Source organism: Paenibacillus sp. FSL K6-2524 (assembly GCF_038005525.1).
Classification (GTDB): domain Bacteria; phylum Bacillota; class Bacilli; order Paenibacillales; family Paenibacillaceae; genus Fontibacillus; species Fontibacillus anaericanus.
Genome location: NZ_JBBOSP010000001.1, coordinates 218,942 through 242,238, shown reverse-complemented (window position 1 = coordinate 242,238; position 23,297 = coordinate 218,942). Strand labels below are relative to the sequence as shown.

The window sequence follows — 23,297 nt, the reverse complement described above, 5'->3', positions numbered from 1 at the left end:
TATATTTTTTATCATCGAATAAGTCTCCTAAATGGAAATGATCTGCAGACAATTTTGTATTTCTTTGATCGCTTCTGTTCCGCTCCATTCTTTGCGATATCCTAGGCAGGCGCAGATCATCTCTGTCTCTTGCTCGGTATATCTTTTCCGATAATGGACATGTCCCATAATGCCATAGCGCACCTGATATTTGTGATACAATGTCGCATACTCATTACTTCCCAGGAAGGCGTTAAAATACTGCCACTGCGGGTGATCAATAGGTGCCTTGAAATGCGGATGAGTTAACATATGCGTCACCATAATAATCTTCTTGTTACGGTATTTCTCCAATTCATTCTCCAGATGTTGATAGAAATAGCGGTGGATTTCACGGTTACCCATGCCCCATTTGACATAAATACTATCCTGCCATGTCCGATCCATCGCATGCATCTTCTCGAAATCTTCAAAGCTGTATTTCGGCTCACCCATCGTATAATCGTACCAGCCTGAATTTCCGATTACGACCCAATCGTTGCCCAGCTCAAACGGTTTTTCATTTAGACATCTTTCAAAGGATTGAAACTGTCTGTAAATTTCCCATGTATCCATCACTCCGTTATCTTTACTCCAATAATCATGATTTCCAGGAACGAACAGCACGGGAATACCCGATCCTGCCTGAAGCATATTTAGAACAGCAATACTCCGACTTACATCATTGGAAATATCTCCAGCTATAATAAGATAATCAAGTCCACTTGAACGAACTACTTGCAGCAATATCTCTTCAATCAGTAAATCTCCGGGCTGCTCATTAAGGTCAACATGTAGATCTGATATAACTCCTATTTTCATCGGCTACTTCCGCCTCCTCATATAAATGACAGCTAACATGATGACTAGAATCATGCGGTTGTAATATTGGCGCCTCCTGCTTACACTTCTCCATCGCAAATGGGCATCTTGGGTGAAATGTACAACCCTTCGGCGGATGAATTGGATTAGGAACATCCCCTTTTAGCAGGACCCGTTCCTTCCTTTCACCTTTCACATTGGGTATAGCTGAAAATAACGCCCGAGTGTATGGATGAAGTGGTTCAGCACCTGACTCGACATCGAATATTTCTACTATTTTTCCCAGGTACATAACGCCTACCCGATCGCTCATATATTGAACGACATTGAGATCATGCGAAATAAAAAGATAGGTTAATCCGCGTTTTTGCTGTAATTCTTTCAGTAGATTCAAAATTTGTGACTGAACCGATACATCCAATGCAGACACTGCTTCATCGATGACGATAAACCTAGGGTTTAAGACCAAGGCGGAGGCAATCCCTACCCTTTGCCTTTGTCCACCACTTAATTCATGAGGGTAGCGTTTGAGATAACTTGGATCCAATCCAACCTGCTCTAACACTTCTGCCACCATTTTTTGCCGCGTTGTCTTGTCGCCAATTTTATGAATAATTAAGGGCTCTTCTAAGAGCCAGCCGATTTGTTTTTTCGGATTTAATGAGGAATAAGGATCCTGGAATACAATTTGCAGTTCCTGACGCAGTGATTTCATCGCTTTTTTCGGAATATCCGTAATATTCCGTTCACCAAAGTAGATGTTCCCCTTCGTGTGCTGCAACAGATGGACCAGCATTTGTCCTGTTGTTGATTTGCCACAGCCACTTTCACCAACTAAGCCAAAGGTCTCCCCTTGACCAATCTCAAAAGAAATGTCGTCCACAGCTCTAACATATTGTTTCTCTTCCAGCAGTCCTTGTCTTGATACCTCGTAATGTTTCGATAAGGACTTTACCCGGACCAAAGGTTCAGTCATATAACTTCACCTACTTCTGAATACAGATGGCAGCGAACACGATGAGTATCCGACACGGGTGCAAGATCAGGAACACTTCGTTCACATGTAGGGGAAGCACTTGAACAACGTCCCACAAATGGACACCCCGTTGACCGCTCGGTAATCGCCGGCACGCGTCCGGATATGGTATACAAGGGCTGACCTCTCTTCTCTATATCAGGGATCGACTGTAGCAATCCGAGGGTATAGGGATGTTTGGGCGCTTCTAATAATTCCGCCACAGGGGCGTCCTCTACGATATATCCGGCATACATCACAATCACTCGATCACATACTTCACGGATGACTCCTAGATCATGGGATATAAATATAATTGCTGTACCTGTCTCTTGGTTCATTTGCCGAAGCAGATCAAGAATCTGTGCCTGAATAGTCACATCCAGCGCTGTTGTTGGCTCGTCGGCAATCAACAGCTGCGGTTCGCAAATGAGCGCCATGGCAATCATGACTCTTTGTCTCATTCCACCGGATAGCTGATGAGGATATTCATGATATAGCTGCTCCACTCTAGAGAGGCCCACTTTGGCCATCATTTCGAGGGCCCGCTGCTTGGCCTCCTTTTTCGAGATAGCAGAATGAATCCGAACGGTCTCCTCAATCTGTCTGCCAATGGGTACTAACGGATTCAAGGCTGTCATGGGGTCCTGAAAGATCATCGATATTTGTTTCCCTCTGATCTTGCACCAGGCCTCCGCCGTCAAGTTAGTCACATCCGAGTCACCTAACACAATCTTGCCCTTTGAAATTTTAGCCGCACCAGGTAATAGCCCCATCACTGATAATGAAGTGAGACTTTTTCCACAACCGGATTCACCGACAATACCCAACACTTCTTTTTCCCGAACCTCGAATGAGATGCCCTGCAGAGCAGGATAGTCTTTCTTCCCAACGGAAAATGCCACTTCTATATCCTGCATTGCCAATAGAGCTGGCTCCACTGATCGTCCCCCCTAGCCCTTCCTGTCGTAAAGATCGCGAATTCCGTCACCTATTAAATTGAAGCCAAGAACCATGATTGTAATGACCATACCTGTAATCAAGACATACCAAGGAGCATTTATCATAAAAGGTTGTGCCTCATTCAGCATTCTGCCCCAGCTTGGATTCGGAGGTTGTACTCCAAGTCCCAAATAGCTTAATCCTGCTTCCGCTAGAATCGATCCCGAGAATCTTAGTGAAGTCGCAACAACGAGAGATGACACCATATTCGGCAGGATATGATAAAAGATAATACGCAGTGCTCCTGCCCCTTTAGCTATAGATGCTTTGACAAAATCAAATTCCTTGTACTGGATAAAGCCGCTACGGGCAATCCGCGAAAATGAAGGGATACTCATAATCCCCAATGCGATAATGGTATTATTAAGCCCGGGGCCAAATACGGATACTAGCATAATCGCCAGCAGTATACCTGGAAATGCTAGCATGGCATCGATGATGCGCATAATAATTTCGTCCAACCAACCGCCAAAATACCCCGCAATCGCACCAATCAATACCCCAAACACTAATCCAATGGCCACGGAACTAAAACCGATAAGAAATGCGGTTTGCGCCCCATTCATGATTCGACTGAAGATATCCCGACCGAAGTTATCGGTCCCGAATAAATGAGTTAGCTGCGGACCCGCCAAACGCATGCTAGGATTCATCTCGTTAGGTCCATAAGGCGTATAGAACAAACTGATAAGCATCAGCATCAGCAATGCTCCAATTAGAGAACTTCCTATCACCAACGGCTTACTTTTGAATAATTGCTTAAAGTTCATATCTTCACCTTTTCAATCGAATACGAGGATCGATGACCTTATAGAGAATATCGATGATAAAGTTAATACTGACGACAATAATTGCAATGTATAGCACCATCGTTTGTACCAGTGGTAAGTCCCTTGTACCTATTGAGGTAACGAGCAAACTCCCGATTCCAGGGAGTGCAAATACGTTTTCAACCACGATACTGCCTCCCAGTGTATCTGCAATTAATAAACCTACAATTGTAATAACCGGAATAAGTGCATTACGTAAAATATGACGATACATGATTCCCTGCTCATGTTGACCCTTACTTCTTGCAGTCCGTACATAGTCCATACGAGATTGATCTAGCAGCGTATTTCTTAAATAGCGAATCACTACGGCAATCCCCGGAATAGCCAGGGCAAGCGAAGGTAAGAACAGCGATTTGATCGCTCCAATCGAATCTTCACTCCAAGGCGTATATCCGTAGGTCGGAAATAGTTTGAGCGTTACGGAAAATAGTAAAATAAGAATAAAAGCTAACCAAAATGAGGGTATAGACACACCAAGCTGAGTAAAAAGTGATAAGAGAAGTGCCGACAATTTACCGTCTTTTCTTGCAATATAGATCCCTAGGGGAAGCCCTACGAGCAGGGTCAACCCCAGGGAAAACAAAGCTAGCGATAGCGTAACCGGAAGGTGCTCCACTAACATGTCGGCTACCGGTCTGTGATAACGAATGGAAGTCCCGAAATCACCCGATAGCGTATCCTTAATCCACGTTAGATAACGTTCTCCCGCTGATCGATCAAGTCCCATAGTTTCACGCAGGGCGGCAATCTGCTGAGGGTCTGCATCCACACCTAGAATGATTTGAGCAGGATCCCCCGGCAAGATTTGAAATACTAGAAAGGTAATAACTGAAACAAGTATCAGTGTCGAAACAAATGCAACCAGCTTTCGAATATAAAATCTCAAGGATCATTTCCCCTACTTTATTATTCTGTGTAGTACATCTCGGCAAAATTGTATTTTTGCACCGGGTACATTTTGAAGCCCTGCAAATTGCCCTTCATCGCTACGGTTCGGCTAGGGTCCATGATATAGACAGCCACTGCCTGTTCAGTTAATACGGTCTGAGCTTGCTTATATAAATCAACTCTTTTGACCTCATCGATTTCTGTCTTTCCTTGATTGACTAACTTATCAAAGTCACTATTACTAAATTTAAAGAAGTTCTTAGCATAGTTTGTTTCATATCTTCCTAATACTTCATGTGGATCAAGCTTGCCCGTTAATCCAACAATCGTAGCTTCGTACTTGGCATTGTTATATACATCCTCTAGCCAGCTACTCCATTCAACTTGCTTAATAGTGACTTTAATACCCACATTCTTCAGCTGATCTGCGATGACTTGAGCCGTATCGACATGAAATTGATAATTTGATGGAACCGTTAGTGTTAAATCAAATCCATTTTCATAGCCTGCTTCCTTTAATAGTTGCTTAGCTTTATCGATACTCGGCGTATAGTAATCTTCTAAGCCATCTTGAAAATACATCTTCATGGCAGGACTCATATTTGAACCTAATTTCGTCCCGTTTCCTTCAGCAACAGTCTGTATAATGACATCCTTATCAATGGCATAGTTAATCGCCTGACGGACCTTCACATCATTTAATGGTTTAACGGAATTATTTAATGCCATGAGTTGCACCATATTTTGTGGCCCAGATACCACTGTATATCCGTCGCCTAATTGAAGTACTCCTTGTGCCGTAATACCTGGAATCATATCGATGTCTCCAGACTGCAAGGCCAGTACGGCTGAATTTGAATCAGGCATAATTTTGAATTCAACTTTATCGAGTACTGGAGCATGCTCTTTATCATAGAAGTTTTCATTTTTCTCTAAGACAAGTTGTTGTCCTGGTTTATATTCAGAAAACTTATAAGGTCCAGCACCGATCGGTTGTTCACTCTGTTGCTCATAATCCTTGGGTACAATCGCGACGATATTGGCGGCTAGAAAGGCAGCATCCTTATCTTTCAATTGGATAACAACCGTATAATCATCAGGTGTATCTATACTCGCAATTGAAGAAAATTTCGATGATAGCGGCTCTTGGCCATTAAGACCCGATAATTTAGCGTAAGAGTAGTACACATCCTCAGCAGTAAGCTCAGAACCGTCATGGAATACAATGCCTTGTTTCAAGGTAAAGGTATAAGTCAATCCGTCATCTGACACCTGATAGGACGATGCAATGGCTGGAATCAGGTCACTGTTCTCACCCGCTTCAAACAATCCGTCAAATACATTGTCCATCATAGATTGGGTATCCGTCGCAGCGGATAGATAAGGATCAAGATTGTCCGGCTCGGTCGTCATCGCAACACGTACCGCGCCACCCGCCTTAGCCTGGCCAGCCGTATTCTGTGCCTGATCCGTATTGGTTTGACTCTCAGCCGATGCACCATTCGAAGTGTTTGTTGACCCCATGTTACTACCGCACCCCGAAATGATGATTGCCAGAATAGAAAGCGTTGATATACCAAGAGCAAATTTTTTCCTGAATGTTGTCAAGATTAAGAACCCCTTTCTAAATTAAATAGTCAGTTTCATACCGCAATAAGCTAATTGAATCTGTCTGTCGTAATGGCTAGAGGCTTCAACTACCAGTTGGTTATGGTCTCCATAATGAGGAAGATGCGTTAGTATCAATTGTCCTGTCTGAGCGATAGCAGCAATTTCCCCTGCTTCTCCAGCCGTCAAATGACCATTATTCAGACCCTTTTGGATATTGTAGAAGCTGCTTTCCAGCACTAGTACATCCGAACCTCGTGAAAACTCAACAATGCTCTGGCAATACCCTGTATCACCGGAATAAACCAGACATTTTCCATCCTCGGAATTGACTTTAACCGCACAACTTGGAACATCGTGAACATTCTCAGCAAATGTAAAGGTCATTTCCCCTATAGCTACAGTTCGTTGAAGATCAATGGGATGAACATTCACATATTCCGGATAACAAAAATCAAGCTTGGTCAGATCCTGACAATAAACATAGATATCCAGTGGTAAGGCACGCTTTCCTATCTGCATTAGAATCAGGGTGGCAAATTCCAAACTATACATATCTGCAATATGATCTGCGTGCAAATGAGTAATGAATACCGCATCCAAATCCTCAAGCATTACATAATTTTGCAGCCCTGAAAGTACACCACTCCCGCAATCCAACAAAATTTTTCTTCCCTGATGCTCTATTAAATAGCCTGATGTGGCTTCATTTTTCTCGGGGTATGCTCCCCAATGACCGATAACTGTTAACTCCATCGCAATGTCCTTCCCCCTGGATCACTTCGTTCTACTCATCCACTCGAAATTATCCTGGAACTCCTGAAACATAAGCTCCATCTTTTCAATGTTGTGTTTCACCCGATCTTTTTCCAAATACGAAATTTCGTTGATAATGGCGTTAACCACCGAGAGAGATGCCGTATAGGAATCCAGGAACCCCGTAGATTTGCATTGCGCCAATAACGTCAGATCAGCTAACTTCGCAAAAGGTGAGAGAATGGAGTCGGTAAGCACGATAACCGTCGCCCCTTGCTCCTTCGCTAATTTGGATACTTTCAATGTTCTAGTACAATATCTTGGGAATCCGCATGCAAACACGACATCATTCTTTTGAATATAAGATGCGTATTCCGCAACCCCTCCTTGAGGAATCAATTCACAGTTCCCTAACATGTATTTCAGAACAAAACTGAAAAAGGAAGTTACGGATAAACCCATTCTCCACCCAGCAACCCATATCCGATCAGCTTGCAGTAGCGACTTGACCACCTGATGAATCTGCGCCTTATCCACCTGCAGCATCGTTTCACGAATATTCTCAATCTCCTGTGTGAAGTGCTTCTCTAACCACGTTTCCTCTTGCTGACTTGTTGATTGGACAAAATTGTTAACAGCACGTTGATCCCTAAGGACAAATTGCTGGATATCTTGATGCATTCCAGAAAAGCTTGGGTACGAAAGGGCTTGGGCTAACCGATGAACTGTAGCCTCACTAACCCCCGATTTCATCGCGATCTTATGTGCTGATTGCAACGCGACTTCCTGCATATGATTTTGAATATAATGAGCTACTCTTTTTTGCCCCGAACTTAAAGTTTCAAATTGCTCTTGTATCCTATCCTTAATCGTCGCCATCCTGACTGCTCCAAACTATTTAATTTCAAGGGGAACCTGAGAGTGCCCCAAGTAAGAGACCACGTCTTGGATGTTAGGAATTACATGCTGGTAGTCTAGTTCTTCGATACCCTGTTTCTCATAAGGATTAATCAGCAGACAGTTCATGCCAACCTTCTGACAACCCCTAACGTCATCGTAATAATTGTCACCTATATACAAGGACTGTTCCGCTGTTACCTTGCCTTTAGCGAAAGCCAATTCAAATATCGCCGAATCAGGCTTCTCAATCCCTACTTCCGAAGAGATAATAATTTCATCGAATTCCTCTAAAAGTCCGTTTCGCGCAAGTACTTCACGTGCTGTATGATTCCAGTTAGAAATCAAACCCAGTTTGTAACCCAGTTCTCTTAAATGATGAAGCGTTGATTTGGTAAAATCGAAAGCTTGCCACTGTACCGGTTGTTCCTTTGCCACAGCCAGCTGAACCCGGATTACCTCTTCAATTGGTAGCGAAAGCTGTAAGAAGTAATTTAAAGTTCCCGTGTACCAGGGCATAAACACCTTGCTGTCCTTGCCCAGAACTCCTTGATACTCCCTCATAAATAATTTATCTGCCCGATGATATGCCATCGTAATTTCATCCAATGTTCTGATGGCGTCAAACCTTTCCAGCGTCTTCTGATAGACCTCTTCCCGATTTGTCTTGACCAAGGTGTAGCCTAGGTCGAACCATAAGTACTGAATCATAGCTGCGTCCACTTCTCCCATTCGTAGGATTTCCTTCATACTTATCAAAATGTTATTTTCCCTTCACATTCATCTTAGATATAAAATATTTGTCGAAAATTAAATTAATTTGTGCTTTTCGTAAAGCTCTTAAAATTCAAAATAAATAAAAAAACATTAAATCTACATGAGATTTAATGTTTGAATTATGAATATTCAGTGCGAGAAAGCAACCGTGCATAATAATAAAGAAGCTGCCTCCATGTAGAAAGTCTACTTAGAGCACAGCTTCTGTCGTTTTTATCTACTTGCGTTTTCCGTCAGTAGGGTCAGACTTTAAAGTCAAATGGATTAGCCCCTGCGGGTAGCAACTCTGTAAACGGGAAGTAAAATTCAGCGAAACCGTTAACGTAAGGTACATACTCATACAACTGGAAGAAGATGACGACGCCATTGTCCTTCAAGTAGTAAGATGGGTTAGGACCAATCGTGGTGAAGTTGCCAAAATAACCTTCGGTTTGCTCAAACTGTTTCTTAATTGAAGGATCCACGATATTCCGATACTGCGGGTTCGCACGAAGCAGTTCATCAAGTGGCACTAGCTTGCCATCACTCAGACGGAAGTTAAGCCCTTCCCGGACGCTATTGCCATGTGCTCCTCCGGTGTAGGCATAAGTCTGCTCCAAAATGCTCAGCATGCCATCTCTATTGTAAGTTACGGTGTAGTTGCCCAGATACTCATACTTGCTCCCATTGGGCGAAGGCTGGCTCGCCTTGGCCTCCTTAAGCGCATTTTCCACAAAAGTGTCCGCCTTAGACTTTAGTAACGTATTTATTCGTTTTTCGGCTGCCTTGTTCCGCAAACCGCTAACCTGCGGATACTGTACATTAATTGTTGCCTCAGGAATTGATTTAATAATCGATACAGTGCTCACCTTAATATCGTTCATACGGTGTGGCACTAAATCCAATGTCTTTGTCGCCGCGTTCCACTGAGAAGTATATCCTAGATGGTCGGTCAGCACCTTAACCGAAACATAGGGCTTGCCGCCAATTTCCTTCCACTCATACGGGAAAATTTGCGTACTTCCGTTGACCGTTGCTTTCGCCCCGCCCTCTCCAGGTTGAAGTTGCACGGTTACATTTTGTCTTCTAATCGTATAAGCCTTGTTGTTAGCATCATATTTAACCGGGAGCTTTAATCCTTTATGGATTAACTCCAGCGGAACCAGCACCCCTTCTTCACCTTGAATTCCACGCTGCTTCAGTGGCTTACCTTTTACAGTGACGTTCACTGTCTGGGTTGCACCAGGCTCCTGCTGCTCCGTTCCCACTGTCGGTGAAGCTCCCGCAGGAATAACTAACAAACTTCCTAGCAACAAAACTGCCATCCAGATCGCTAACAATCTATAGATCATCGTAGTCCTCAACTTCATTCTCTTCGTTGTCCCCCTTCAATTGTATACTCCAATTATTTCCCGTCCTTCATAAAATAATGCTTCCTACAGCCGGAAGTGGCAATTCGTAAGCATGTACTCATCACTAAAATCCTTACAACTTAACAAAAAACCGACTTTGCCATCCCTTTAAGGACGGCGAAGCCGGTTCTATTCAGTGAAATATTAAATTACTCTCGACCGCTCTTTAGTTCAGTCCAGAAGCGATCATAGACTTGTAGCATCTCGCCTACATCACCTAGCCATTCGGTGCGAGAAAGTTCCTCTTCCGATAGGTTAATCATCTTGTCATTATTGTATTCTTCAGTGTGAAACGGTGTTGCCTTCGTATTAGGGTCACTGTATCCGATGGATTCATAATTTTTCGCGCTGACTTCAGGGTCAAGCATGTAATTAATGAATTTCTCTGCTAGTTCTTTATGTTTCGAACCTTTAGGAATAGCGTAGTTATCTGACCAGATTGTTCCACCCTCTTTAGGGATCACAAAAGCAACATCAGGGTTGTTCTGGGCTATGACTGAAGCATCCCCGGACCATACCGTAGCAATCCAACCCTCTTCTTGAATCATTTTCTGCTTGATGTTATCTGTATCAAAAGCTAATACACTCGGCAGTAAAGTTTTCAAGTCGTCTACAGCCGCAGTAATTTGTGCCTCATCAGTAGTACTGTTCGACAGTCCTGCTTTTTTAAGCGCCATACCAATCATCTCACGGTTATCATCCAGTAAAATGACTTTGCCCTTATATTCAGGATTCCAGAGATCTGCCCAACTACTGATTTCTTCCTTCACATACTTCGTATTGTAAGCAATTCCTGTCACACCTGACATGTATACAAGAGAGTATTTATTATCAGGGTCAAAAGAAGGATTCTTATACGTGTCTGAGATATTCGTCCAATTCGGAATATTGTCCTTATTCAGCGGCTCCAGAAGATCCTGCTTAATCATCGTTGCCACCATATAATCGGACGGCTGGATCAAATCATAGCCATTACCTCCGGCTTTGATCTTAGCTAGCAAATCTTCGTTGTTGGCAAATACGTCATAATTAATCTTTACATCAAACTGTTTCTCAAATTCCTTGAGAACTTCCTCGTCAAAGTTATCAGCCCAACTGTAAATATTTAGCGTCTCTTTAGACGATCCACAACCAGACAACAACGTAAGCACCATCATTACTGCTAGCATAAGGCCAGCCCATCTCATTTTTTTCAATTCTTTATCTTCCTCTCTTTCCTAAGCGTGTCCCTTTAAAAAGGAAGCACGGATTGTTTTTTCTGCCCTTTACCTCTATTTAACATAAATTGTGCCAAGAAAATCAAGGTTACGCTAACTAATATTAGGATTGTACACAATGCGTTAATTTCCGGGGAAATACCTCTCTTCACCTGGCCATAAATATAAATTGGCAATGTAGTTGAACTAGGTCCACTTACAAAGAAACTGACCATAAAGTCATCTAACGACAAGGTGAACGCGATGAGTGCCCCAGCAATAATCCCAGGGAATATCTGCGGTAGTGTTACATAGCGAAAAGTCTGCCATGCCCCTGCGCCTAAATCACTCGCTGCCTCTTCCAACTGATTGCCCATTCCGATCAACCGAGTGGTGATAACAACGTGCACGTATGACATGCTAAATGTTATATGGGCGATGATAATTGTAATTTTGCCAAGTGGCATTTGAAATTGGTTAAACAATACTAACAAAGACAAACCCATTATAATGTCGGGGATAATAATCGGCAGATATAGCAGACCGCCAAATCCCACCTTCATCTTTTTACCCAATTTTCGTATAGCTAACGCAGAGATCGTACCCAGTACTGTAGAGACTAAGGTCGAAACAACAGCAATGATCAAACTATTGCTAAGCGCCTCCATCACATGTCGATTGCCGAACAAAGAGATATACCAATCGAATGTGAACCCGCTCCAATCAGCAGCAAGCCGAGAACTATTAAAAGAATAGGCGATAATAAAAGCAATCGGTACATAAATGAACACCATCATGATTAAGGAATGAATTCCAAGAAGTGGGTGATTTTTACTCTTCATTACCGCCCCTCCTTTGTTTTCATATGTTTAGATGTCAAAGCCCGATTAAATAAGGCAATCATAATAAGCGACGTAATGACGAAAATCACAGAAAGCGCGGACCCAAACGGCCAGTTCCTCGCTCCTAGAAATTGACTTTGAATAATGTTACTAATCATGGAGGACTTGGATCCGCCCAAAATATCAGTAACAACAAACATACCTGTAGTTGATACATACACCAGTACCGAACCCGTCATAATACCTGACTTGGTTTGGGGAAGTGTAATATGCCAGAACGATTTCCATCTTGACGCTCCAAGGTCGCTTGCTGCCTCGAGCAACTTCTTATCCATCTGATCCAGTGCCACATAAAGAGGCAACACCATAAATGGAATAAAAGTATAGACCATTCCGAGTAGAACTGCGCCCTTCGTATACAACATCTGCAGCGGCTCTTGGATTAGACCAAAGTCGAGCAATACATTGTTCACGACTCCTTGTGTACGTAACAATAGCACCCAAGCATAAGTGCGGATCAGGAAATTGATCCAGAAAGGAATCGTAATCAACACGAGTCCCCATGTTTGCATTTTGGGTCCAGCATTTGCAATGTAATAAGCCAGCGGATAACTGAGTAGAAGACATAGACCCGTCGTTAACACTGACAATACGATAGTATCCCAATAAATACCCAGATACAACGGATCAAAGAACCTGGAATATGATTCCAGATTGAAATCTAACACCACATTGCCGAGGTCGTCACGCCCCATGAAGGAGATTCCCACTACGATTAACATAGGAACGACCAGAAACAGGCACAGCCATAAGATTACCGGCAATACACTCAGGTTCGATTTCTTCATGATCCGATAATCACCTCGTCTTCCGACTTCCAATCCACCCCAACTCTTTCTCCAACTTCCCATGGGCGATTGTCATTGAAGTCAAATAGTATCGAGACCGTCATCGGTTCATTATCGAGTTGTACGACTAACTTATGGACACTTCCTAGGTAATGCACGTCAAGCACTTCACCGGTGCGTTTAGCACCCTCAACATCACGTAGTGCCCGCAGCTTCTCTGGCCGAATCGCAAACATCTTACCGTCACGAGAGAAAATATTATTCTCCCCTACAAATGTAGCTGAGAACAGCGTAGTTGGATTTGCGTAGATCTGGCGTGGTGTGCCGATCTGCTCCACTTGTCCGCTATTCATAATTACGATCCGGTCGGATAGCATCATCGCTTCCTCTTGATCATGCGTAACATATACAAAAGTAATACCTAGACTCCGCTGTAATTGCTTCAACTCGGATTGTAAGTTCTTCCGTAATTGCAGATCTAACGCACCAAGCGGCTCATCTAACAGTAAAACCTTAGGTTTATTCGCAATTGCACGAGCAATTGCCACACGTTGTTGTTGTCCACCGGACAATTGGTGTGGGTAACGTTTTGTAAGTGAATTTAACTGTGTCATCGTGACAGCTTCCTGAATACGCTCCTGTTGTTCCTTCACGGGCATCTTCTTCATCTTTAGTCCGAAGGCAATATTATCTTCAACCGTCATATGCGGAAATAAGGCATAATGTTGAAAGACCAAGTTCAGATCCCGACGATTCGGAGGTAGGTCTGTCAAATCTGTACCATCTAGTAGGATTTTTCCATCTGTCGGTTGCTCAAATCCCGCAATCATACGAAGAATCGTAGTCTTGCCGCAGCCGCTTGGACCCAGTAAGGTTAGGAATTCCCCTTCCTTTATGGTAAGTGATAGTGGATGCACAACGACTTGTCCCGCAAATCGCTTCTCAACCTGGACGAGTTCAATCATGTATGCCCCAACTCCTTTGAATGTATTTGATGTGTGTTTTAAATTATTTATATGAACATCCATACTATGATCTATTTTAAGAAAAAAAAACCATATCCATTGGTATGGCTTTTGCATGTCGTAGGTTTCATTTTTTGCATATTTACTATACCTTGTTTCGGCACGGGTTACAACACTTTTCTAGGTACTTCGACATGAATAGGGAGGTATTTGGACATGATGTGAAATAAAAAACAGAACACTCTCCCATTTTATTCAAATGAGGGTTCTTATTATACATTTTATTCCCCAATTAATCGATTGCGGCCGGAAGCAATACCCGAAATGAGTAAGAAACAGGTTATAACCAGTAATACGATCAGCGGTACATTCCATCCATTACTCAAATCGTGCAAATAACCGAATAATGTAGGACCTAGTGCGGCTAATAGATAACCTACAGATTGGGACATACCCGATAACTCTGCGGCATCACGCGCATTAGAAGTTCGCAGTCCGAATAATGTCATCGCTAGGCTGAATGAACAACCTGCACCGATCCCGATTAAAATCGCCCAAAGAAGAACTAAATGATTTCCCGAAAGCAGCCCAACAATACCAGTAAAAAAGAAAAGCCACGTCACGATCATTAGAGAAACTTGATTTTTCATGCGTGCAGCCACAATAGGCATAATAAAAGTAACAGGAAGTAAAGCGAGTTGCATCAAGGAAAGTATCCAGCCGGAGGAATCCGCGCTTATCCCTTGAGTTTTCAAAATATCCGGAAGCCAAGCAATAACCACATAGAAAATCATTGATTGCAGTCCCATAAATACAGTCACTTGCCAAGCAAGCGGAGACTTCCATAAATTCGTTTGTTTTTCGTTCGAGGTCATGATCTTCGCTTTTTGTTGCTGACCCCTTAGTTGGGGAATCCAAAAGAGAAGGGTTACAAATGCTAAGATCCCCCATATCCCCAAAGAACCCTTCCAACCTAATCCCATTTGGTTAGCAAACGGTACACTGATCCCAGATGCAATAGCACCACTAAGATTCATCGCAACCGAATAAACGCCAATCATTATGCCAATTTTCAAGGGATACTTTGCTTTGATTAAACTAGGCATTAATACATTGCAAATAGATATCGCTAACCCCAAAATAAATGTCCCGAGCAATAATGATCCAATATTCCATGCCGAACGAATCACAATACCTATAATCAACAACACTAACGCTCCAAACAAAACAGGAGACATTCCAAACCGGCGTGCTAATTTGGGGACCAGCGGTGAGAGTAATGCGAATGCGATTAGCGGAATCGTCGTAATCAATCCAGCTAATGTATTCGATATACTTAAGTCAGCCCGAATCGTCTCAATCAGAGGGCCTACTGAAGTCAAAGGGGCTCGTAAATTCGCTGCAATTAAAATAACCCCAATGAGCAGTAGCCATCCTGTAGAAGTTGAAGTTGCTCCTCCTTTAGGCGCAAGCTTATTATATATAGAATTCATTAAACTTCCTCCATCTCAGTTGCTCTTTTCAGCTCATCTATAAAAAACTGTACAACCCTTACTGCCGTATCAGCATCTTGTGCGACTATGGCATCTACTAGCTCATCATGCTGTTTCGGTGGGAGGTTGCCCGCAAATTGCTTCTTTAAAATAGCAGTAATCGAATCCTGCATGGCATCCGTTATATGCTCATATAAGTCAATTAGCATTTGGTTTCTGGTTGATTCAACAATGGTCTGATGCAGCTTAATGTCTGCAGCTACATATCGCTTTAAGTCTCCATTTACGCTAGAAGAATTGCACTCCTGTTGATAAAAGCGAATTCTCTCTACATCCTCTTCCGTCCGCCGTTCAGCAGATAACTTCGCAGCCTCTCGCTCCAGAGCACCCCGAACCTCAAGCGTATCCAACAAGCTTGATTTGCGGGCACGTCGTTGAATAGCCACCCCAAGTGTGCTGTTAGAAGATACATAAGTACCGTCTCCCTGCTTCGTCACTAACACTCCGGCATGACATAACGCCCGTATCCCTTCACGTAATGTATTACGGCTAACTTGCAAATCATTGACTAAATCCGGCTCAGGCGGAATTTTTGCTCCTACCATCCAAGAGCCCGATTCAATCAAAGATTCAATTTGTATGATGACTTGATCAACAAGGCTAAGACGCGTCGTTTTTTGTAACATGATTCAAACCTCCAAACATAGGATGACTGGCGAGGTAGTTATCTTATCATAGTTTATTTAATTTGGAAACCGTAAGGTATTGGAAGATCTTGCAACATAAACATACAAAAAGACCAAGATCACCGCCATTGAACATGTTAGCGATGTCTCAGTCTCACTTTTGTGCCTATAAGTAGGCTACTTCATTTCATAAGTTACACTTAAAGTCGTATTTACTTTGATTTCGCCTGCCTCAATCTGAGTGCTTGCACCCCCGGTATCCATTGCCATCTCTTTCATCACATAATTCTGATTGTATACCGCTGGTCCACTACTCGATTGAGTCACAGTCAGTACGATACCCACTTGGCGATTTGCAGCCTTGGCAATAGCAGATGCTTTCATATTGGCATTAGCCATCGCTTTCTGAATCACTTGCTCTTCAAACTGATCTGGATTCTCCGTAGCAAACTGTATGTTATTAATCACATTGGCCCCTGCAGTCGAAGCGGCGTCAAGCAATTGCCCAATTTTATCGAGATCACGGTAAGAAACTTGAAGTGTATGCTGGGCAGTGTAACCCTTCACCTTCTGTCCTTCCTTTTCGGTATATGTGTAATTTGGCTGCACATAGAATTGTCCTGTTTGAATGTCCTTCGCATTGATTTTCCATGTATCTTTGAGCAATGTGTTCAGCTTAGCGATTTTAGCCGCATTGGCACTTTGTGCTTCCTTTGCAGTTGCAGCTTCTGTCTGTACACCAATGGATAGGTAGGCAATATCAGGTTTAACAGATATCTCTCCGCTTCCTACAACATTAATTACATTCTTCTGTACCTCATCGGCATACACTGCATTGGACAAATTAGACGACCCCATTAGTACTGTTCCTCCAACAAGCATAGTACCTGCAATTAGAACTGCGCCAACAGGCTTTAGCCAGGTTTTCATTGGTCATACCCTCCATTTATTGATAAGTTTAACTTCTAAACGAAAACGCTGGACAAATGTTGCAACACTGGTTCTAAAATTTTAAATAAATTAAAAAGGAATAGCTCCAGTTGATAAATCAACCGGAACTATCCCCTTATAATACCTGCAAAGAGAACGATTATTGGTTCTCCAATTCCTCTTTGCTGACTAAACTTATTAAAGCGTTTGCAGCCTGTTCCGCATCCGCGCCTTCTGCACTGATATAAATTTCAGTTCCAGTGCTAATAGCAAGGCTCATAATTCCCATGATGCTCTTGGCATTAACTTTTTTATCATCTTTCTCAACGAAAATCTCAGATGAGTATTTATTCGCTTCTTGTACGAAAAGCGCCGCCGGCCGGGCGTGAAGTCCCGTCTTTAAACGAACGGTTACCGGGTTTTTAACCATGAAACCTTACCCCCTATTACTAATTCAATGAAATCAAAATTCACATCATAGACACTATTATTTATATCAGTATAACATACACAGACAGTAACACACTAGCAAAAGAGATTAGACGCCGCGAATTTTTTCCGCAAGCTCATCTATTTTGCGTAGTCGGTGATTGACTCCTGACTTACTAACCGTTCCCTTCAGTAGCTCGCCGACTTCCTTGAGATTCATATCAGGATTCGCCAGCCGCACCTCAGCTACCTCTCTGAGTTTATCGGGTAAATTTTGCAGACCCATTTGTTGCTGAAGTAACTTGATGTTGTCAATCTGCCGAACCGCTGCACCGATGGTCTTATTCAGGTTAGCTGTCTCACAGTTAACAATTCGATTCACGGAGTTGCGCATATCACGCATGATTCGTACATCCTCAAACTTAAACAATGCTTGATGGGCTCCGATAATGCTCAGCAACTCGATGATCTTCTCGCCTTCCTTGATATAGAAAATAAAGCCCTTCTTACGCTCAATACAACGAGCATTCAGATGAAATTCATTAGCTAGATCAACTAGAGCCTTACAGTGTTCTTCATACATCGAGGCGATCTCTAAATGATAAGAAGAACCCTCTGGATTATTAACAGACCCCCCCGCCATAAACGCACCCCGAAGATATGCCCGCTTACAACAGTTTCTCCGGGTCATCTCGCTATTAATCCCAGATGTAAAAATAAATCCTTCCGATACGATGTCCAGTTGTTTAAGGATCTCCTGAACACGAACCGGAATCCGCACAATATATACATTATTCTTCTTCAAGCGCATCTTCTTACGGACTAGTAGTTCGGTATGAACCTGAAAATGTTTCTTGAGTAACGAATATATTCGCCTTGCAATCGCGGCATTTTCCGTAGAGATGTCCAAGATAACCTTCTTGTTCGACACTTGAACCGAACCGTTCATCCGAATGAGTGCGGACAACTCGGCTTGCTCACAGCAAGGCTCAGCTTCGACCATGGTTAATTCTTTTTTGGTTTGCGCCGCAAATGACAAGGAACTCACCTCTTTCGTAAAATCCAGTTGTCCACCAATTGATAAATGTGATGGCTTAGTTTGTCAGCATCATGTCTTAAATACCGACGGAATAGCACTAACGTATCAGCGATAACTTTATAGCCTCGGCTTGTAACCACATCCAAATCATTTTGGACAGGTTTCGCGCCCTTTTCCGCATAAAAATCCTGAACCTGCGGTGGAATTTCGCCATCATTGACGATGACATAATCAAACAAATGATGTCCTACATGATCATAAACCGCCTGCAAGTGATCACTGACGGTATAATCATCTGTCTCTCCCGGCTGGGTCATCACATTACACACAAAAATCTTGATTGCTTCCGTATTCTCTAGAACGGCCTCTGCCAACTTGGGTACCAGCAAATTCGGAATAATACTAGTATACAGGCTACCGGGCCCAATTAGAATCGCATCGGCATCACGAATCGCTTCAACCGCCTCCGGTAAGGGCTCGACTTCCTTCGGTTCTAGAAAGATCCGTTTGATCTTGCCTTGAGCTTCCGGTATTTTTGATTCGCCCGTGATAATACTTCCGTCTTCCATCTCTGCATGTAGCACGACTGCCTGACCTGCCGCTGGGAGGACACGCCCACGAACGGCAAAGACGCGGCTAAGCTCCCGGACTGCCGTGACGAAATCGCCTGAAATATCCGTGATTGCCGCTAAAATTAAATTACCCAAACTGTGTCCTGCTAGTCCAGAACCGGTTGAAAAACGGTAACTTAGCATATCGGACAATAGTGGCTCAACGTCCGCAAGCGCAGTTAGCACGTTGCGGATATCACCAGGAGGCGGCATCTGTAGCTCATTCCGCAGTATCCCAGAACTACCACCATCATCAGCTACTGTGACAATGGCTGTAATATCAAGTGGTTTTTCTTTGAGGCCGCGTAACATGACAGATAGGCCTGTTCCCCCACCCATCACAACAATTCGTGGAATTCTTCCTTCTTTTGTCCGATTCATGAATTAATAATTCACCTCTTAGTGCCGGTCTCGATCGGAATCCCTATGACTTACTCGAACCGTTTCCGTTTCGCTTGTTCCGAGCATCCGGCCTAAATATTCGGCGACCGCTACTGAACGGTGTTTACCTCCCGTACAACCGATCCCAATAATGACCTGGCTTTTACCCTCTTTATGATACTGGGGCAGTAGAAAATGCAGCATGTCGAGTAACTTAATTAAGAATGCCTGCGTCTCTGGCCACTTCATAACATATTCATATACATCATTGTCTTGTCCTGTGTTTGGTCTTAGCTGTTCAATATAATGAGGGTTTGGCAAAAACCGGACATCAAACACTAAATCTGCGTCAATGGGAATACCATATTTGAACCCAAAGGAGGTAATATTGACTGATAAAGTGCTGCTCTCCAAATGCGAGAATCGGGAAATGATCTTTTCCTTGAGCTGAGCTGGCTTCATATTACTAGTATCAATCACCTGAGTAGCTGATACCTTAAGCTCATCCAGCAATTTACGCTCCAAAGTGATACCATCCAGCGGCATACCTTCCGGTGCAAGTGGATGCCGACGACGACTCTCCTTGTATCGTTGTACGAGGATCGAATCCATCGCATCAAGAAACAGAATTTCACAGTTAATTGTGAAGTGCTCCTTCACATACCCCAACGACTCCGACAAGGCCGTGAAGAACTCCCGACCGCGCAGATCGATGACCAATGCTACTTTTGCGATTTTCCCTTTGGATTGTTCAATCAGTTCAGCAAATTTAGGAATCAGTACCGGAGGTAGGTTGTCTACGCAAAAAAAACCAAGGTCTTCCAAGCTTCGTACAGCAAGAGATTTACCTGCACCTGACATCCCCGTAATAATAATAAGATTAGATACTGAAGAAACTGTAGTGTCTTCCTTATCCGGCATTCATTTCCCTCCTCGCAAAGTTCTCCTATTCCTATATATATCTATATCCTTCTACGAACGAATAAATAATCCAGCAGCGCCAACCATTCCGGCGTCGTTACCTAACATTGCAGGAACTATCTTCAAGCCCTTAAGAACGGGTTCCGGTGTAAGTTTCGCACACACACTACGGATCTCATCAAACAAGATGTCACCCGCTTTGGAAACCCCGCCACCGATAATGAAAATTTCTGGATTGAGCACGACAGCGACAGCCGCCAGTGACTTGCCGATATAGAATGCCGCACGGTTAACAATACGCACCGCTGCTTCATCGCCAGCTTTGGCTGCATCAAATACATCCTTCGCCATGATGTTCTCTACCTGTGCAAGCGAAGTACGATCACCACGTGCTACAGCGTCTTTGGCCATGCGAATAATACCGGTTGCCGAAGACACGGTCTCTAAACATCCCATTTGGCCACAGCCACATTGGATGGCTTCCAGATCAGGGACAACGGACATATGACCGAGCTCGCCAGCCAAACCAGAGAAACCTTGATATATGCTACCATTTATAATAATACCACCACCAACGCCAGTACCAAGCGTGTAGCACACACAATTGTCGATGCCTTTACCTGCACCACCCCAAGCTTCTCCAAGTGCTGCAACGTTAGCATCATTATCTATTTTGATGGGCTTGCCTAAACGTTCCTCCAGAATCTTACGAATGTGAAGATCTCGCAAACCTACATTCGGCGCTAAGATAATTATCCCTTCGCGTACGTTAGTAAAGCCGGCAACACCAGCACCGACGCCTGCCACTTGCTCCCAATCAAACGGAGATTGTTCCACAATGAGACGGACATATCGCTCGATATTGTTAACGATCGCGTCAGGACCCTTCTCGGTCTCGGTTGGTCCCTCATAGGTATGAAGAAGATGTCCTTCTTCATCACAAATACCGACTTTAATCGCTGTCCCGCCTAGGTCAACGCCAATGTAGATTTTTTCAGACATTTCACAAGCCACCTTTTTCATTAATAATTTGTTTATTCCTACGTACCAACTATAAGCGAACCCTCCCATTCGGTCAATAGAAGACGACAATCAGAAACCCAGTAATCATAAGGCTTTAAGGGAATGATCTAGATCACATATAGGCAAAAAAACACCCCCTAAATCTCGCAAAGAGCGAGCATAAAGGCGGTGTATTCGGTGCTTAAGACATGATCCGTTTCTGTCCTTCTAGTGCGCGAATTGGGGCGATGTTCTGTGTAAATTCCAAGGTCCCCATATATTGGTCGTCTTCGCCACGAATAGCAAAATATCGGATATAGATAAATTTATCCCCCATCGCGATCCAGAAGTCTTCCGCATCTTTTTTGCCTGACTTAAAGTCAGCCAGCAACTCATTGACGATATGCACACTTTGAGGTGGGTGGCAATTCTGAACCGTCCGTCCGATCACCGCTTTAGTACGAGCGAAAATCCGTTCTTTACCATGTGAGAAATAACGAACTACATCATTCTCGTCGATAAACGTCAAATCTATCGGTAGGTGATTCATTATTCCTTCCAACTGCGCTAAGGATAATATTCCCGTATCAAACTTGATGAAGCCTTGGCGTAACTGATCAGCGTCACCCGCTTGTTCTGCTTCCTCTGAGCTCACTGTTCCGAGATCAGGCGAAGAGGCGCGCTCTGGAACCCATTTCGCCTCTGGAGTTGTTAGGCAAAAGCCAATTTCGTCGCTCTCCTCTGCAATCTTTACCCACTCGTCCTCAGTCAATTTACCTAGCGCCATCGGAATTAGAATATTCTCTTCTTTAAAGACCATTTCATTTACTTCCGAAATAATCCGAGTCAAGTCCATACTAAGGGTCTCTTTGTCACCATCATATTTCATTAGTTTACCTTTGACTTCCTTAATCATCGCGCGGATCGCATCATCGACACCCCACATGACCTTCGTCGGACCGTATATACCGTACTTCTCCAAATAAGGGAACAATAAGTTTTCTTTGCGGCTATAGTGCTTGTCGATATCCAATAGTAGATTTAAATCCTCTATCAATTTATAAATGATTTCGGCATTATCATCCTCACGGAACTTGTCGCTATGCAGTTCTAGCTTGAAGTTGACCAGTCGCTCAAGCTCACGGTTCTCCAACTTAAATGTGTGCACTGGATGACCCGGTTGTTCCTCCGGCTTCGAAGGGCGATGAATCTCTTCAATCGATCCTTTGAAAATTGCGGTATGCACGGAGCAAAGTCGCTGCACTTCGGATACCGGAATCCCCTCTTCCTCCATCAGCATGTGCTCCATGGCCGATATTTCCTCGACTGTCACATCGCCTACAGCTTCCTGAAACCGCGCCTTCACCTCTTCAACGCTCTTCCCTGCATGCAGATCCTTCATAATTTCCTTCAACATCTCTTGGCGGCGTCCTTGTTCTGGCACCGTATATTCACGGTTATTAATTAATTCGCTCATGATTGTTCCTCCTAAAAGTTTTGTTAGCGTTACTTCTATGAATATGGTTCGGACAAAACTTACTTCGTAAGCATAAACCTAGTTTTGTTAGCGTTACTTCTATGAATATGGTTCGGACAAAACTTAAAAGCTCATTCCTCTATCTCATACCCTCGCACGCGAAATATCGATTTGATGTGTTCAAGATCTATTTTTTTAAGCTTAGCTCCTTTGGGAATGGTCATGAAACGTCCAGCGCTCTGCAGCATCCCCGGTTTGGCCAACTGTTCAAAACCCAGCTCCACCATGATGTTCATAATCTCAGGATCGGCTGAACACAGTTCATATACGGTTTTACGCAAATCAATGAGTTTAACCATAGAATCCCACCTGACTTTATTGATAATCTTTCTCAATCAAAAAGTAACACAGACAAGAACACGACCTTGTGATTACAGTCACAAGTATAAGAATGTTTGTAAAAGGGAGTT

General features: G+C 43.3%; 24 protein-coding genes. All 24 read right to left on the bottom strand.

Annotated features, from left to right (window positions below; genetic code table 11):
* Nucleotides 1–27: 27 nt before the first annotated feature.
* The gene (locus tag NST85_RS01120; protein WP_341188297.1) at nucleotides 28–840 is read right to left on the bottom strand and encodes a metallophosphoesterase; all 813 of its coding nucleotides are present in this window, start codon (nucleotides 838–840) and stop codon (nucleotides 28–30) included.
* Complete coding sequence (locus tag NST85_RS01115) at nucleotides 806–1,816, bottom strand: ABC transporter ATP-binding protein (protein ID WP_341188296.1); 1,011 nt, start codon at nucleotides 1,814–1,816, stop codon at nucleotides 806–808. The genes NST85_RS01120 and NST85_RS01115 overlap by 35 nt, the downstream gene beginning before the upstream one ends.
* The gene (locus tag NST85_RS01110; protein WP_341188295.1) at nucleotides 1,813–2,796 is read right to left on the bottom strand and encodes an ABC transporter ATP-binding protein; all 984 of its coding nucleotides are present in this window, start codon (nucleotides 2,794–2,796) and stop codon (nucleotides 1,813–1,815) included. The genes NST85_RS01115 and NST85_RS01110 overlap by 4 nt, the downstream gene beginning before the upstream one ends.
* A 12-nt stretch (nucleotides 2,797–2,808) precedes the next feature.
* On the bottom strand, nucleotides 2,809–3,627 hold the full coding sequence (locus tag NST85_RS01105; protein WP_127193213.1) for an ABC transporter permease: 819 nt from the start codon (nucleotides 3,625–3,627) through the stop codon (nucleotides 2,809–2,811).
* Nucleotides 3,628–3,631: 4 nt separating this feature from the next.
* A complete protein-coding gene (locus NST85_RS01100; protein ID WP_341188294.1) occupies nucleotides 3,632–4,576 on the bottom strand; it encodes an ABC transporter permease in 945 nt (314 codons plus the stop codon).
* A gap of 20 nt (nucleotides 4,577–4,596) precedes the next feature.
* The gene (locus NST85_RS01095) at nucleotides 4,597–6,186 is read right to left on the bottom strand and encodes an ABC transporter substrate-binding protein (protein ID WP_341188293.1); all 1,590 of its coding nucleotides are present in this window, start codon (nucleotides 6,184–6,186) and stop codon (nucleotides 4,597–4,599) included.
* A 21-nt stretch (nucleotides 6,187–6,207) separates the two neighbouring features.
* A complete protein-coding gene (locus tag NST85_RS01090) occupies nucleotides 6,208–6,942 on the bottom strand; it encodes an MBL fold metallo-hydrolase (protein WP_341188292.1) in 735 nt (244 codons plus the stop codon).
* Nucleotides 6,943–6,963: 21 nt separating this feature from the next.
* Complete coding sequence (locus NST85_RS01085; RefSeq protein WP_341188291.1) at nucleotides 6,964–7,821, bottom strand: MurR/RpiR family transcriptional regulator; 858 nt, start codon at nucleotides 7,819–7,821, stop codon at nucleotides 6,964–6,966.
* Nucleotides 7,822–7,836: 15 nt separating this feature from the next.
* Entirely contained in the window at nucleotides 7,837–8,571 is a 735-nt protein-coding gene (locus tag NST85_RS01080) for an HAD family hydrolase (RefSeq protein ID WP_307400719.1), read from the bottom strand.
* A 287-nt stretch (nucleotides 8,572–8,858) separates the two neighbouring features.
* Nucleotides 8,859–9,965 (bottom strand): PdaC/SigV domain-containing protein, encoded by a 1,107-nt coding sequence (locus NST85_RS01075; RefSeq protein WP_341188290.1) that lies wholly within the window; start codon nucleotides 9,963–9,965, stop codon nucleotides 8,859–8,861.
* 191 nt (nucleotides 9,966–10,156) lie between these two features.
* A complete protein-coding gene (locus NST85_RS01070) occupies nucleotides 10,157–11,203 on the bottom strand; it encodes an ABC transporter substrate-binding protein (RefSeq protein ID WP_127193207.1) in 1,047 nt (348 codons plus the stop codon).
* Between the two features lie 35 nt (nucleotides 11,204–11,238).
* On the bottom strand, nucleotides 11,239–12,045 hold the full coding sequence (locus NST85_RS01065) for an ABC transporter permease (protein ID WP_127193206.1): 807 nt from the start codon (nucleotides 12,043–12,045) through the stop codon (nucleotides 11,239–11,241).
* Entirely contained in the window at nucleotides 12,045–12,893 is an 849-nt protein-coding gene (locus NST85_RS01060; RefSeq protein WP_127193205.1) for an ABC transporter permease, read from the bottom strand. Before NST85_RS01060 ends, NST85_RS01065 begins: the two co-directional genes overlap by 1 nt.
* On the bottom strand, nucleotides 12,890–13,858 hold the full coding sequence (locus tag NST85_RS01055; RefSeq protein ID WP_127193204.1) for an ABC transporter ATP-binding protein: 969 nt from the start codon (nucleotides 13,856–13,858) through the stop codon (nucleotides 12,890–12,892). Before NST85_RS01055 ends, NST85_RS01060 begins: the two co-directional genes overlap by 4 nt.
* Nucleotides 13,859–14,139: 281 nt before the next feature.
* Nucleotides 14,140–15,351, bottom strand: a complete 1,212-nt coding sequence (locus NST85_RS01050; RefSeq protein WP_341188289.1) for a CynX/NimT family MFS transporter — start codon at nucleotides 15,349–15,351, stop codon at nucleotides 14,140–14,142.
* A complete protein-coding gene (locus NST85_RS01045; RefSeq protein ID WP_445671169.1) occupies nucleotides 15,351–16,040 on the bottom strand; it encodes a FadR/GntR family transcriptional regulator in 690 nt (229 codons plus the stop codon). Before NST85_RS01045 ends, NST85_RS01050 begins: the two co-directional genes overlap by 1 nt.
* 174 nt (nucleotides 16,041–16,214) lie before the next feature.
* Nucleotides 16,215–16,967: an SIMPL domain-containing protein gene (locus NST85_RS01040; protein ID WP_341188288.1), complete on the bottom strand. Its 753-nt coding sequence runs from the start codon at nucleotides 16,965–16,967 to the stop codon at nucleotides 16,215–16,217.
* Between the two features lie 160 nt (nucleotides 16,968–17,127).
* Nucleotides 17,128–17,397, bottom strand: a complete 270-nt coding sequence (locus NST85_RS01035; protein ID WP_091235902.1) for an HPr family phosphocarrier protein — start codon at nucleotides 17,395–17,397, stop codon at nucleotides 17,128–17,130.
* A 108-nt stretch (nucleotides 17,398–17,505) separates the two neighbouring features.
* Nucleotides 17,506–18,435 (bottom strand): DNA-binding protein WhiA, encoded by a 930-nt coding sequence (gene whiA / locus NST85_RS01030; protein ID WP_127193200.1) that lies wholly within the window; start codon nucleotides 18,433–18,435, stop codon nucleotides 17,506–17,508.
* Nucleotides 18,436–18,440: 5 nt separating this feature from the next.
* A complete protein-coding gene (locus NST85_RS01025) occupies nucleotides 18,441–19,427 on the bottom strand; it encodes a gluconeogenesis factor YvcK family protein (RefSeq protein ID WP_307400693.1) in 987 nt (328 codons plus the stop codon).
* A gap of 18 nt (nucleotides 19,428–19,445) precedes the next feature.
* Nucleotides 19,446–20,348 (bottom strand): RNase adapter RapZ, encoded by a 903-nt coding sequence (gene rapZ, locus NST85_RS01020; protein WP_307400689.1) that lies wholly within the window; start codon nucleotides 20,346–20,348, stop codon nucleotides 19,446–19,448.
* Nucleotides 20,349–20,399: 51 nt separating this feature from the next.
* Nucleotides 20,400–21,350, bottom strand: coding sequence for an ROK family glucokinase (locus NST85_RS01015; RefSeq protein ID WP_127193197.1), 951 nt, complete (start codon nucleotides 21,348–21,350; stop codon nucleotides 20,400–20,402).
* 202 nt (nucleotides 21,351–21,552) lie between these two features.
* The gene (locus tag NST85_RS01010; RefSeq protein ID WP_341188287.1) at nucleotides 21,553–22,827 is read right to left on the bottom strand and encodes a DUF438 domain-containing protein; all 1,275 of its coding nucleotides are present in this window, start codon (nucleotides 22,825–22,827) and stop codon (nucleotides 21,553–21,555) included.
* A 131-nt stretch (nucleotides 22,828–22,958) separates the two neighbouring features.
* Nucleotides 22,959–23,186, bottom strand: coding sequence for a DUF1858 domain-containing protein (locus NST85_RS01005; protein ID WP_341188286.1), 228 nt, complete (start codon nucleotides 23,184–23,186; stop codon nucleotides 22,959–22,961).
* Nucleotides 23,187–23,297: the final 111 nt, after the last annotated feature.

Excerpts from the sequence above, each read along its gene's own strand:
- NST85_RS01120 (WP_341188297.1), bottom strand. The coding sequence starts at position 840 with ATGAAAATAGGAGTTATATCAGATCTACATGTTGACCTTAATGAGCAG.
- NST85_RS01115 (WP_341188296.1), bottom strand. The coding sequence starts at position 1,816 with ATGACTGAACCTTTGGTCCGGGTAAAGTCCTTATCGAAACATTACGAG.
- NST85_RS01105 (WP_127193213.1), bottom strand. The coding sequence starts at position 3,627 with ATGAACTTTAAGCAATTATTCAAAAGTAAGCCGTTGGTGATAGGAAGT.
- NST85_RS01090 (WP_341188292.1), bottom strand. The coding sequence starts at position 6,942 with ATGGAGTTAACAGTTATCGGTCATTGGGGAGCATACCCCGAGAAAAAT.
- NST85_RS01085 (WP_341188291.1), bottom strand. The coding sequence starts at position 7,821 with ATGGCGACGATTAAGGATAGGATACAAGAGCAATTTGAAACTTTAAGT.
- NST85_RS01080 (WP_307400719.1), bottom strand. The coding sequence starts at position 8,571 with ATGGGAGAAGTGGACGCAGCTATGATTCAGTACTTATGGTTCGACCTA.
- NST85_RS01075 (WP_341188290.1), bottom strand. The coding sequence starts at position 9,965 with ATGAAGTTGAGGACTACGATGATCTATAGATTGTTAGCGATCTGGATG.
- NST85_RS01065 (WP_127193206.1), bottom strand. The coding sequence starts at position 12,045 with ATGAAGAGTAAAAATCACCCACTTCTTGGAATTCATTCCTTAATCATG.
- NST85_RS01060 (WP_127193205.1), bottom strand. The coding sequence starts at position 12,893 with ATGAAGAAATCGAACCTGAGTGTATTGCCGGTAATCTTATGGCTGTGC.
- NST85_RS01055 (WP_127193204.1), bottom strand. The coding sequence starts at position 13,858 with ATGATTGAACTCGTCCAGGTTGAGAAGCGATTTGCGGGACAAGTCGTT.
- NST85_RS01050 (WP_341188289.1), bottom strand. The coding sequence starts at position 15,351 with ATGAATTCTATATATAATAAGCTTGCGCCTAAAGGAGGAGCAACTTCA.
- NST85_RS01040 (WP_341188288.1), bottom strand. The coding sequence starts at position 16,967 with ATGAAAACCTGGCTAAAGCCTGTTGGCGCAGTTCTAATTGCAGGTACT.
- NST85_RS01035 (WP_091235902.1), bottom strand. The coding sequence starts at position 17,397 with ATGGTTAAAAACCCGGTAACCGTTCGTTTAAAGACGGGACTTCACGCC.
- NST85_RS01025 (WP_307400693.1), bottom strand. The coding sequence starts at position 19,427 with ATGAATCGGACAAAAGAAGGAAGAATTCCACGAATTGTTGTGATGGGT.
- rapZ (WP_307400689.1), bottom strand. The coding sequence starts at position 20,348 with ATGCCGGATAAGGAAGACACTACAGTTTCTTCAGTATCTAATCTTATT.
- NST85_RS01015 (WP_127193197.1), bottom strand. The coding sequence starts at position 21,350 with ATGTCTGAAAAAATCTACATTGGCGTTGACCTAGGCGGGACAGCGATT.
- NST85_RS01010 (WP_341188287.1), bottom strand. The coding sequence starts at position 22,827 with ATGAGCGAATTAATTAATAACCGTGAATATACGGTGCCAGAACAAGGA.
- NST85_RS01005 (WP_341188286.1), bottom strand. The coding sequence starts at position 23,186 with ATGGTTAAACTCATTGATTTGCGTAAAACCGTATATGAACTGTGTTCA.